Genomic DNA, 12385 nt, shown 5'->3' on the forward strand with positions numbered 1-12385 from the left:
TCCAGCATCCATCAGGAGACCTGTTTCTTCATGTTGCGCACACTGACCATCCGCGACTTCGTCATCGTCGATACGATCGAGCTCGAGTTCTCGAACGGCTTCACGGTGTTCACCGGCGAGACCGGCGCCGGCAAGTCGATCCTGATCGACGCGCTCCAGCTCGCGCTCGGCGGCCGCGGTGAGGCAAGCATGGTGCGCGAAGGCGCGGCCAAGGCCGACATCAGCGCCGACTTCGCGCTGACCCAGGCCGCGAGCATCTGGCTGGAGCAGAACGAGTTCGAAACCGACGAAGGCGGCGCGCTGCTGCGCCGCGTGATCGACAACGCCGGCCGCTCCAAGTCCTACATCAACGGCATCGCGGCGACGGCCAGCCAGCTGCGCGAACTGGGCGAGCTGCTCGTCGACATCCACGGCCAGCACGCGCACCAGTCGCTATTGAAACTCGATGCCCAGCGCGCGCTGCTCGACAACCAGGTCGCCGTGCGCGACCCGGGTGCGACTGCGCAGGTGCAGGAAGTCGCGAGCGCGTATAAAGCGTGGAAGGCGCTGGCGCGCCAGCGCGAGGAATTCGAGACCAACGCGAAGAACGTGCTGCTGGAACGCGAGCGCCTCGAGTGGCAGGTCGGCGAGCTCGATAAACTCGCGGTGAAGCCGGGCGAGTGGGCCGAGATCACGAATGAACACAGCCGCCTGTCGCATGCGGCGAGCCTGATCGAAGGCGCGCAGGAAGCGCTGAATGCGTTGTCGGAATCGGAACAACCGATCCTGTCGCAGCTGTCGTCGCTGAACCTGAAGTTGTCCAAGCTCGCGGGTGTCGACGCGGACCTGCAGGCCGTGCTCGACTGCATGGAGCCGGCGCGCATCCAGCTGCAGGAAGCCGTGTACGCGCTGAACACCTATGTCGACAAGGTCGAGCTCGATCCGGACCGCCTGTCGCAGGTCGATGGGCGCATGGACGCCATCCACAGCACGGCCCGCAAGTTCCGCGTGACGCCGGAAGAACTGCCGGAAGAACACGCGACCCTGAAGGCCAAGCTGCAGCAACTGGCCGACGCGAGCGACGTGGACGGCCTGCGCAAGCAGGAAGAGAAGGCGAAGGCCGTCTACATGGCGGCTGCGCAAAAGCTGTCCGCGACGCGTGCGCAGGCGGCGCAGCGGCTGTCGTCGCAGGTGTCGGAAGCGATGCAGGAACTGTCGATGAGCGGCGGACGCTTCGTCGTCGCGCTGAACCCGTGCGAGCCGGCCGTGTACGGCTGCGAGCAGGTCGAGTTCCTCGTGGCCGGCCACGCGGGCGTCGCGCCGCGGCCGCTGGCCAAGGTGGCGTCGGGCGGCGAACTGGCGCGTATCTCGCTGGCCATCTCCGTCATCACGGCGAACGCGACGACGGTGCCGACCTTGATCTTCGACGAGGTCGACACGGGCATCGGCGGCGGCGTGGCGGAAGTCGTCGGCCGGTTGCTGAAGCGCCTGGGCCAGAGCCGGCAGGTGCTGTGCGTCACGCACCTGCCGCAGGTCGCGAGCCAGGCGAACCAGCACTTCCAGGTCGCCAAGGGCACGACGGATGGCGGCAAGACCGTGTCGCGCATCGACGTGCTCGACAACAAGGCCCGCGTGGAAGAGGTGGCGCGCATGTTGGGCGGCATCGAGATCACCGAGACCACGCGCAAGCATGCGCGCGAGCTATTGGCTTCCTGACCCATGGCATTCAACAAAGAACCGGTGCACGAGCACGGCACCGTCGCGAAGAGTGCCATCGTCCTCGTCAACCTCGGCACGCCCGACGCGCCGACGCGGCCCGCGGTGCGCCGCTACCTGAAGCAGTTCCTGTCCGACCCGCGTGTGGTGGAGATTCCGCGCGCAGTCTGGAATTTGATCCTGCACTTCGCGATCCTGCCGTTCCGCTCGGGGCAGTCGGCAAAAAAATACGCGACGATCTGGAGCCGCGAAGGCTCACCGCTGAAGGTCTACACGGAACGGCAGGCGAACCAGCTCCAGGCGCTGCTCGAACAGCGCGGCCACCACGACGTCGACGTGGCGATGGCGATGCGCTACGGCTCGCCCGCGCTGCCGGACGTGCTGGACGAACTGAAAGCGCGCGGCGTCGAGCGCATCGTCGTGCTGCCCGCGTATCCGCAATACTCCGGCACGACGACCGCGTCGATCTGGGACGCCGTCTTCGACCACTTCAAGAAGGTGCGCAACATCCCCGAACTGCGCCTCGTGAAGCACTACCACGACCACGAGGGCTATATCGACGCGCTGGCCGCGTCCGTGGAGACGTACTGGGAGACGCACGGCCGCGGCGAAAAGCTGGTGATGAGTTTCCACGGCGTGCCCAAGCGCACGCTGCTGCTCGGCGACCCGTACCACTGCGAATGCCACCGCACGGCGCGCCTGCTGGCGGCACGCCTGCGCCTGACGCCGGAGCAGTACATCGTGACGTTCCAGTCGCGCTTCGGCAAGGCCGAATGGCTGCAGCCGTACACGGCGCCGACCGTCCAGCAGCTGGCGAAGGACGGCATCAAGCGGATCGACGTCCTGTGTCCCGGTTTTACCAGCGACTGCCTGGAGACGCTGGAAGAGATCAACATGGAAGTCCGCCACGACTTCGAATCGAACGGCGGCCAGGATTATCACTACATTCCGTGCCTGAACGACAATCCGGCCTGGATCGTCGGCATGGCCGAGATTGCCGAACAGCACCTGATCGGCTGGCCGACGATGCTCACGCCCGTGCAACGCGAGGCGCAGCGCAAGGATGCGGAAATCGCGCGCGCACACGCCGTGAAATTGGGCGCGTAGGGCGTATGCGGTTCGCCGGCGTCCGCGTGGGCACATGGTGCCCACCCTACGGCTCACCACCGATGGGATGTTAGAATGCCACGTTTTGCGGCGCCGCCCCGAGCTCCGCCAGGCAGATCGCAGCCAGCGCAAGCAGGGTGTAGATGAGCACGGCGCCGCTGATCAGATGCAGTTTCATGTTCTTTCCCATCGTGTCGATAGACGGATGTCTTAACGACACGATAGTAGAACGGCTGGCTGTCGATGGTGACTACGAGCAAGTAAATCTTGTAACAAAAGAATACGCACATCTGCATATTAGTTCTGTGTCCCCTTGAAAATGTAGGCGAATGCCCAATATGGGGCGCTGTGTGACTGCAACAGTCGTCCAACCAATCAGCCAAGTCCTTGATTTCAGGAGTTTTTTCGATGCAAGACCAAGAAAACCAAGAGGTGAGCAATCAGCCGGAAGCCGCCGATGCGGCTGCACCCGCGGCAGCGCAGGCCGCACCGGCCAACGAGCCCGGCCTCGAAGAACAGCTGAGCGCCACCGAAGCCAAGCTGGCCGAGATGCACGATGCCTTCATGCGTGCCAAGGCCGAGGCGGACAATATCCGCCGCCGTGCCCAGGAAGATGTGAGCAAGGCCCACAAGTTCGCCATCGAAAGCTTCGCGGAGGCCATGGTGCCCGTGCGCGACAGCCTCGAGATGGCGCTGAAAGTCGAAGCGCCGACGGTCGAATCGATCAAGGAAGGCGTCGAGATGACCCTGAAGCAGCTCACCGCCGCGTTCGAGAAGAACCGCCTGGTCGAAGTGATGCCGCAGCCGGGCGACAAGCTCGACCCGAACAAGCACCAGGCCGTGGCCGTGGTGCCGTCCGACCAGGAAGCGAACACCGTGGTGGCCGTCCTGCAGAAGGGTTACATGATCGCCGACCGCCTGCTGCGCCCGGCCATCGTGACCGCCGCCGCACCGAAATAATGTTGCTGCAAGGCTGAATAAGCTCTTGAAACTACGCGACATTTCCCAATATTCGACACATCTGAAAACTTAGTACTAAAAAGGAAAATATTATGGGCAGAATCATCGGTATCGACCTGGGCACCACCAACTCCTGCGTGGCGATCATGGAAAATGGTCAGCCCAAGGTCATCGAAAACGCGGAAGGCGCCCGTACTACGCCTTCGATCATCGCTTATCAGGAAGATGGCGAGATCCTGGTCGGCGCGCCGGCGAAACGCCAGGCCGTCACCAACCCGAAGAACACCCTGTTCGCGGTCAAGCGCCTGATCGGCCGTAAATTCGACGAGAAGGAAGTCCAGAAGGACATCAGCCTGATGCCGTACACGATCACGAAGGCCGACAACGGCGACGCGTGGGTCGGTGTGCGCGACAAGAAACTGGCTCCGCCGCAGATCTCGGCCGAAGTGCTGCGCAAGATGAAGAAGACTGCCGAAGACTACCTCGGCGAAGAAGTGACGGAAGCCGTCATCACGGTCCCGGCGTACTTCAACGACTCGCAGCGCCAGGCAACCAAGGACGCCGGCCGCATCGCCGGCCTGGACGTCAAGCGCATTATCAACGAGCCGACCGCGGCCGCGCTGGCATTCGGCCTGGACAAGACCGACAAGGGCGACCGCAAGATCGCCGTGTATGACCTCGGCGGCGGTACGTTCGACGTGTCGATCATCGAGATCGCCGACGTGGATGGCGAGAAGCAGTTCGAAGTGCTGTCGACCAACGGCGACACGTTCCTGGGCGGTGAAGACTTCGACCAGCGCATCATCGACTACATCATCGACGAGTTCAAGAAGATCAACGGCCTCGACCTGTCGAAGGACCCGATCGCGCTGCAGCGCATCAAGGCTTCGGCCGAGCGCGCGAAGATCGAACTGTCGTCGTCGCAGCAGACCGAGATCAACGAGCCGTACATCGCCATGGCGAACGGCGCGCCGGTCCACCTGAACCTCAAGATCACCCGCGCCAAGCTGGAAGCGCTGGTCGAGGAACTGATCGCCAAGACCATCGAACCGTGCCGCATCGCCATCAAGGATGCGGGCGTGAAGGTCTCGGACATCGACGACATCATCCTGGTCGGCGGCATGACCCGTATGCCGAAGGTGCAGGAAAAAGTTAAAGAGTTCTTCGGCAAGGATCCGCGCAAGGACGTGAACCCGGACGAGGCCGTCGCAGTCGGCGCCGCCATCCAGGGCTCCGTGCTGTCCGGTGAGCGCAAGGACCTGCTGCTGCTGGACGTGACGCCGCTGTCGCTGGGTATCGAAACCCTGGGCGGCGTGATGACCAAGATGATCCAGAAGAACACCACGATCCCGACCAAGTTCTCGCAGGTGTTCTCGACCGCCGACGACAACCAGCCGGCCGTGACCATCAAGGTCTACCAGGGCGAACGCGAAATCGCAGTGGGCAACAAGGCGCTGGGCGAGTTCAACCTGGAAGGCATCCCGCCGGCACCGCGCGGCACGCCGCAGATCGAAGTGACCTTCGACATCGACGCCAACGGCATCCTGCACGTGGGCGCGAAGGACAAGGCCACCGGTAAGGAAAACAAGATCACCATCAAGGCCAACTCGGGTCTGTCGGAAGACGAGATCCAGAAGATGGTGAAGGACGCCGAGCTGAACGCGGAAGAAGACAAGAAGGTCAAGGAACTGGCCGAGTCGCGCAACCAGGCCGACGCGCTGGTGCACTCGACCAAGAAGTCCCTGACCGAGTACGGCGACAAGCTGGACGCCGGCGAGAAGGAAAAGATCGAAGCCGCGATCACCGACCTGGAAGGTTCGATCAAGTCGGGCGACAAGGCCGAGATCGACGCCAAGGTGGCTGCGCTGTCGACCGCCGCGCAGAAGCTGGGCGAGAAGATGTACGCCGACATGCAGGCCCAGCAGGGCGCCGCGGGCGCGCAGGCTGGCGGCCAGCAGCCGGGTGCCGAGTCGGCCAAGCAGGAAGACGACGTCGTCGACGCCGACTTCAAGGAAGTCAAGGACGCCAAGTAAGGACGTCCTGGCGGGGCGGACCTGATGCAAGGCCCGCCCCGCCGCCGCAACCCCGAGCCGAAGCGACCTCATGGTGCCCGGCTCGTTTTTTTGTGGTGTGTCCAACATCAGCGGGAGCGATTCGGCCGTTGTTTTTACGGCCGAGTCGCGCAAGCCCGACATGCTCACTGTATACTCGTATCCTTTTGGGCTGTGCGATCGCAGGTGTCAGCCTGGTCCGCCACAGTTCTTTTGTAGATAGACAGCAAGGTGCCGACAAATGGCAAAGCGTGATTTTTACGAGATCCTCGGCGTCGCGAAGACCGCTTCGGAAGACGAGATCAAGAAGGCCTATCGCAAGCTTGCGATGAAGTACCATCCGGACCGCAATCCCGACAACAAGGAAGCGGAAGAGAAGTTCAAGGAGGTCAAGGAAGCCTACGAGATGCTGACCAATCCGGAAAAGCGCGAGGCTTATGACCGCTACGGTCACGCTGGCGTCGATCCGAACGGCGGCATGGGCGGCGGCTTCGGTGCCGGCGGCTTCGGCGATGCGTTCGGCGACATCTTCGGCGACATCTTCGGCGGCGGCCGCGGCCGCAGTTCCGGCCCGCAGGTGTACCGCGGCGCCGACCTGCGCTATAACCTGGAAATTACGCTGGAACAGGCAGCCGCCGGCTTCGACACGACGATCCGCGTGCCGAGCTGGGACAAGTGCGACACCTGCCACGGCAGCGGCGCCAAGCCGGGCACGTCGCCCATCACCTGCACGACCTGCCACGGCCACGGCCAGGTGCGCATGCAGCAAGGCTTCTTCTCGATCCAGCAGACCTGCCCGAAATGCCACGGCAGCGGCAAGATCATCCCGGAACCGTGCGCATCCTGCGGCGGCGCCGGACGCATCAAGCGCAACAAGACGCTGGAAGTGAAAATCCCGGCGGGTATCGACAGCGGCATGCGCATCCGCTCGACCGGTAACGGCGAGCCGGGTACGAACGGCGGGCCGCCGGGCGACCTGTACGTCGAGATCCACATCAAGCCGCACACCGTGTTCCAGCGCGAAGGCGACGACCTGCATTGCGAAATGCCGATCTCGTTCAGCAAGGCTGCACTGGGCGGCGAGATCGAGGTGCCCACGCTGGGCGGCAAGGTCTCGTTCACGATCCCCGAAGGTACCCAGACCGGCAAGACCTTCCGCCTCAAGGGCAAGGGCATCAAGGGCGTGCGCTCGGGTTACTCCGGCGACCTGTTCTGCCACGTCGTGATCGAGACGCCCGTCAAGCTCACCGAGAAGCAGAAAGACCTGCTGCGCGAATTCGACCGCCTGACGAACGAAGGCGGTTCGAAGCACAGCCCGCAGAGCAAGGGCTGGATGGACAAGGTGAAGGACTTCTTCGAGTAAGATAGCGGATGGACCGCCGGGCGCGCGAGCCCCGGCGGTTTTTTTTGACCAGAATGTGGTCGATTAAACAAGTTTTAGAGCAAGGTAAAACGTCATGGCAAAGACCCCTACCGGCCTCACCGCCGCAGACCTCTTCGAACGCAACCGCCAATGGGCGGCGGCGATGATCCAGGAGGATCCTGATTTCTTCAAGGACCTGGCCTCCCAACAATCCCCGGAATACCTGTGGATCGGCTGCTCCGACAGCCGCGTGCCCGCGAATGAACTCGTCGGCATGGCGCCGGGCGAACTGTTCGTCCACCGTAACATTGCCAACGTCGTCTCCCACTCCGACCTGAACTGCCTGACGGTGCTGCAGTTCGCCATCGACGTGCTGAAGGTCAAGCACATCATCCTGTGCGGCCACTACGGCTGCTCGGGCGTGGGCGCGGCGCTGAACAACACCCGTGTCGGCCTGGCCGACAACTGGCTCGGCCACGTGCGCGACGTGCGCGACAAGCACGGCAAATACCTGGGCAATGTCGCCGGTACGGCCGCCACCAACCGCCTCGTGGAACTGAACGTGGCCGAGCAGGTCATCAACATCGCCCAGACCACGGTCGTGCGCGATGCGTGGGAGCGGGGCCAGGACATCACCATCCACAGCTGGGTCTACGGCGTGCATGATGGCCTGCTGCGCGACCTCGGCGTCACCGTCCGCAGCTACGACGAGATCCAGCCGAAGCTGGACAAGATCCTGCAGGGCTACCTGAAGTGACGCAGCCCGGCGGCGAGCTCGACCAACTGCGCGCCATCGTGCGCCAGTTCGTCGAGGAGCGTGACTGGGACCAGTTCCACACGCCGAAAAACCTCGCGTCCGCGCTGACCGTGGAAGCGGCCGAGCTGCTGGAACACTTCCAGTGGCTGCAGCACGGCCGTGCGGACGAACTCGGCGCGGACAAGCTCGTGGAAGTGCGCCACGAGATGGCCGACGTGCTCGTCTATCTCGTGCGCCTGGCGGACAAGCTCGACGTCGACCTGCTCGCCGCCGTGCAGGAAAAGATGGTGCTCAACCGCGCCAAATACCCGGCCGACCAGGTACGTGGCGACGCGCGCAAGTATCACGAGTACAAAAAGTAGGGCGGGCACGTTTTCAATTGAGGCCCCCGGCCTCAATTGCCCGCCCTACGTCAGCGCCCAGGATGGAAAAGCGTGCGCACCATGACGATTCGGTTGCCCATCACATCCCGCCCAGGCAGATGTACTTGATGACGAGATAGTCATCCATGCCGTACTTCGACCCTTCGCGCCCGAGCCCGGATTGCTTGACCCCGCCAAACGGTGCGACTTCATTGGAGATCAGGCCAGTGTTCACGCCCACCATGCCGGACTCGATCTGCTCGGCCACGCGCCACACGCGGCCGATGTCACGGGCGTAGAAGTACGACGCCAGCCCGTACTCCGTCGCGTTGGCCAGGGCGATCGCTTCCTCGTCGGTCTTGAAACGGAACAGCGGCGCCACGGGGCCAAACGTTTCCTCGTCCGAAATCAGCATCTGCGGCGTGACGTCGGCCAGCACGGTCGGCTCGAAGAAGGTAAGTCCCAGCGGGTGGCGCTTGCCGCCGAGCAGCACACGGGCGCCCTTGCCGAGCGCATCGGCGATGTGGTGTTCGACCTTCTCGACGGCTTTTTCTTCGATCAGCGGCCCCTGGTTCACGCCCGGCTCCATTCCGTTGCCGACCTTCAGCTTCGCGACGGCGGCCGTCAGCTTTTCGGCAAACGCCTCATAGACGCCATTCTGCACGTAGATGCGGTTCGCGCACACGCAGGTCTGCCCCATGTTGCGGTATTTCGAGGCCATCGCGCCTTCGACGGCGGCATCGAGGTCGGCATCGTCGAACACGATGAACGACGCGTTGCCGCCCAATTCCAGCGACAGTTTCTTGACGGTCGGCGCGCATTGTTCCATCAGCAATCGGCCGACCTGCGTGGAACCCGTGAAACTGAGCTTGCGCACGATGGGGTTCGCGCACATCTCCGCGCCGATCGCTTTGGAGTCCCCGATCACGATCGAAAAGACGCCCTTCGGCACGCCGGCGCGCTCCGCCAGCACGGCCAGCGCGAGGGCGGAATAGGGCGTCAGCTCCGCCGGTTTCAGCACGATGGGACAGCCCGCCGCGAGCGCCGGGCCGACTTTACGGGTGATCATCGCGGCCGGGAAATTCCACGGCGTGATCGCGGCGCACACGCCGATCGGCTCCTTCGTGACGACGATGCGGCGGTCGCGCGCGGGCGATTCCAGCACGTCGCCCTCGATGCGCTTGGCCTGTTCGCCGAACCATTCCAGGAACGAGGCGGCGTACGCGATTTCTCCCTTCGATTCGGCCAGCGGCTTGCCCTGTTCGGCCGTCATGATGGCGGCCAGGTCGTCCGCGTTGTCCAGCATGAGGTCGTTCCATTTGCGCAGGATGAGGGCGCGTTCGCGCGCCGTCTTCTTGCGCCATGCGGGCCAGGCCGCCTGTGCCGCATCGATGGCGCGCCGGGTTTCCTGTGCGCCCATGTGGGGCACGGTGCCGAGCGTTGCTCCGGTGGCGGGGTTGATCACGGGGACGGTCTTGCCGTCGTCGGCGTCGCACCAGGCGCCGTCGATGTACGCCTGCTGGCGCAGCAGGGAAGAATCATTGAGGTTCAGCATGGGTTCCTCGTTGTCATGTCATTCGGGCGGGAACAACATAGCACGATGCTCGCCAAGGCCCCGTTTGTGTTGGCATCGTTCTTCAGTTGACGTTAAGCTTTTGCTACGGGTTACAACCGCGAACCCGCTCGACTAGCAGATCCCAGGAAGCGTTTGCAATGGGAACGCGGTTTCCTTGATCTGAAACAACGGCCACTCGCATTCGGACCACTTTGTACGTATGATGGTTCCTGTGCGCTCACTACAAGGTAGAGACCATGCGCCCGATCGTTTTCGTCCCCGCTTGCACCCGCGATTTCGGTGAACACCCTTACCACGCGGCCCAGCACAAGTATGTCGACGCCGTCGTCCTCGGTGCCGACTGCGCCCCGCTGATCCTGCCGTCGCTGGGGGAAGCGCTCGACCTGGAAACGATGCTCGCGCTGTGCGACGGGATCATGCTGACCGGCTCGGCATCGAACGTTCATCCCAGCTATTACTCCGAAGAATTGCTCGACCCGTCGCTGCCGCAGGACCCGGCACGCGACCAGACCACGTTGCCGCTGATCCGCGCGGCCGTGAAACGCGGCGTCCCGATCATCGCAATCTGCCGTGGTTTCCAGGAAATGAACGTGGCGCTGGGCGGCAGCCTGTTTCAGGCGGTGCAGGCGGTACCCGGGCACTTCGATCACCGCGAGAATCCCGAACTGGGCATGGACGAGCAGTACGGCGACGCGCACAAGGTGCAGCTCGTCGAAGGCGGCATGCTGCACCAGATCATCGGTCTGCCGGAAATCCCCGTGAATTCCCTGCATGGCCAGGGCGTGAACGAACTGGCGTCGGGCCTCGTCGTCGAAGCGACGGCGGAAGATGGGCTCGTGGAAGCCTTCTCGGTGAAGGACGCGCCCGGTTTTACGCTGGCCGTGCAATGGCATCCGGAATGGCGCATCGTCCACAATCCCCATTCGATGAAGATGTTCGGCGCATTCGGCGCCGCCTGCCGCGCCTACAGATCAAAGAAACGGACACCATCATGACCCCCGACGCGACATGGGCGGTCACGCCTGTCCCATAGCTTCCCTGATCTCTGCTCGATCCCACGCAGCCCGCGGGCGGCGCGTTTGCGCTCGCGGGCAATCCATTAACGGACAGAGGAAACATCATGGCTATCCGCGACAATTTTTCGTACAACGACATGGACGAGTGGCTCAACGGCAAACGAGTCACCGAAATCGAATGCCTGGTGCCCGACCTGACGGGCGTCGCGCGTGGAAAAATCCTCCCGCGCGTGAAATTCACCGAGGACCGCGGCATGCGCCTGCCGGAAATCGTGCTGGGCATGACCGTGACGGGCAATTCGCCGTCCGACGACGACGCGTTCGACCGCGCGATCTCCACCACCGACCGCGACATGATCCTGAAGGCCGACCCGGGCACGATCACGATGGTGCCGTGGGCCGTCGATCCGACGGCGCAGGTGATCCACGACTGCTATTTCTCCGACGGCAAGCTGGTCGATTTCGCGCCACGCAGCGTGCTGCGCCGCGTGCTGAAGCTGTACGAGAAAAAGGGGTGGAAGCCGCTCGTCGCGCCCGAACTGGAGTTTTACCTGACGGCGAAAAACATCGACCCCGACCTGCCGCTGGCCGCCCCGATCGGCCGCAGCGGGCGCTCCGAGACGAGCCGCCAGGTCTACAGCATCGACGCCGTCAACGAATTCGACCCGCTGTTCGAGGACATCTACGATTACTGCGACATGATGGGCCTCGATGTCGACACCCTGATCCACGAGATCGGCGCCGGTCAGATGGAAATCAATTTCCAGCACGGCGAACCGCTGGGCCTCGCCGACAAGGTCTTCTACTTCAAGCGCACCCTGCGCGAAGCGGCGCTGAAACACGACATGTACGCCACCTTCATGGCCAAGCCGATGGCTGGCGAGCCCGGCTCGGCGATGCACGTGCACCAGAGCGTCGTCGACGCGGAATCCGGCCGCAACATCTTCAGCAATGTGGATGGATCGCCGTCCGACCTGTTCCGCCACTACATCGGCGGCCTGCAGAAATACATGCCCTCCGCGATGGCGATCGTCGCGCCGTACGTCAATTCCTACCGCCGCATCGTGCGCCACACGGCCGCCCCGATCAACCTGCAATGGGGCGTGGACAACCGCACCGTGGGCTTCCGCGTGCCCGTGTCCGGCTCGCAGGACCGGCGCGTGGAAAACCGCGTGATCGGCGCCGACGCCAATCCCTACCTCGCGCTCGCCGTTACGCTCGCCTGCGGCTACCTCGGCATCCAGGAACAGCTGGAACCGACACCGAAGGTCGAAGGCAGCGCCTACAAGATGAAGGTCGAGCTGCCGCAAGGCCTGTCCGAAGCGCTGACCCTGCTGCGCGGCGAAGACCGCCTGCGCGACATCCTCGGCGAGCGCTTCGTCGACGTCTATTCCGCGGTCAAGGAACTGGAGCACCAGGAATTTATGACGGTCATTAGCCCGTGGGAACGGGAGCACCTGTTACTGCACGTATGACCATGCGACGACGACGACAAGGA

General features: G+C 63.5%; 10 protein-coding genes. 9 read left to right on the forward strand and 1 reads right to left on the reverse strand.

From position 1 onward, the window contains the following. Positions 1-30: 30 nt before the first annotated feature. From recN to ACEN9G_RS15430, 7 genes are all read left to right on the forward strand, one after another. Positions 31-1695 carry a DNA repair protein RecN gene (gene recN, locus ACEN9G_RS15400; protein ID WP_413336955.1) on the forward strand — a complete coding sequence of 555 codons (1665 nt, stop codon included), beginning with the start codon at positions 31-33 and terminating at the stop codon, positions 1693-1695. Between the two features lie 3 nt (positions 1696-1698). Beyond that, entirely contained in the window at positions 1699-2802 is a 1104-nt protein-coding gene (gene hemH, locus ACEN9G_RS15405; protein WP_413336954.1) for a ferrochelatase, read from the forward strand. A gap of 408 nt (positions 2803-3210) precedes the next feature. Continuing rightward, entirely contained in the window at positions 3211-3762 is a 552-nt protein-coding gene (gene grpE / locus ACEN9G_RS15410; RefSeq protein ID WP_413336953.1) for a nucleotide exchange factor GrpE, read from the forward strand. Positions 3763-3854: 92 nt separating this feature from the next. Then, the gene (dnaK, locus tag ACEN9G_RS15415; RefSeq protein WP_413336952.1) at positions 3855-5795 is read left to right on the forward strand and encodes a molecular chaperone DnaK; all 1941 of its coding nucleotides are present in this window, start codon (positions 3855-3857) and stop codon (positions 5793-5795) included. 259 nt (positions 5796-6054) lie between these two features. Next, on the forward strand, positions 6055-7176 hold the full coding sequence (gene dnaJ / locus ACEN9G_RS15420; protein ID WP_413336951.1) for a molecular chaperone DnaJ: 1122 nt from the start codon (positions 6055-6057) through the stop codon (positions 7174-7176). A 94-nt stretch (positions 7177-7270) separates the two neighbouring features. After that, complete coding sequence (can, locus tag ACEN9G_RS15425; protein ID WP_413336950.1) at positions 7271-7933, forward strand: carbonate dehydratase; 663 nt, start codon at positions 7271-7273, stop codon at positions 7931-7933. Further along, positions 7930-8295, forward strand: coding sequence for a nucleotide pyrophosphohydrolase (locus ACEN9G_RS15430; protein ID WP_413336949.1), 366 nt, complete (start codon positions 7930-7932; stop codon positions 8293-8295). Before can ends, ACEN9G_RS15430 begins: the two co-directional genes overlap by 4 nt. A gap of 100 nt (positions 8296-8395) precedes the next feature. Here ACEN9G_RS15430 and ACEN9G_RS15435 read toward each other — a convergent pair whose 3' ends face one another. Then, on the reverse strand, positions 8396-9850 hold the full coding sequence (locus ACEN9G_RS15435; protein WP_413336948.1) for an NAD-dependent succinate-semialdehyde dehydrogenase: 1455 nt from the start codon (positions 9848-9850) through the stop codon (positions 8396-8398). Between the two features lie 257 nt (positions 9851-10107). On the opposite strand from ACEN9G_RS15435, the gene ACEN9G_RS15440 reads away from it, so the two are divergent. Next, on the forward strand, positions 10108-10866 hold the full coding sequence (locus tag ACEN9G_RS15440; RefSeq protein WP_413336947.1) for a gamma-glutamyl-gamma-aminobutyrate hydrolase family protein: 759 nt from the start codon (positions 10108-10110) through the stop codon (positions 10864-10866). A gap of 125 nt (positions 10867-10991) precedes the next feature. Beyond that, entirely contained in the window at positions 10992-12362 is a 1371-nt protein-coding gene (locus tag ACEN9G_RS15445; RefSeq protein ID WP_413336946.1) for a glutamine synthetase family protein, read from the forward strand. Positions 12363-12385 lie beyond the last annotated feature (23 nt).

The organism is Massilia sp. Masssp94 (genome assembly GCF_059491305.1).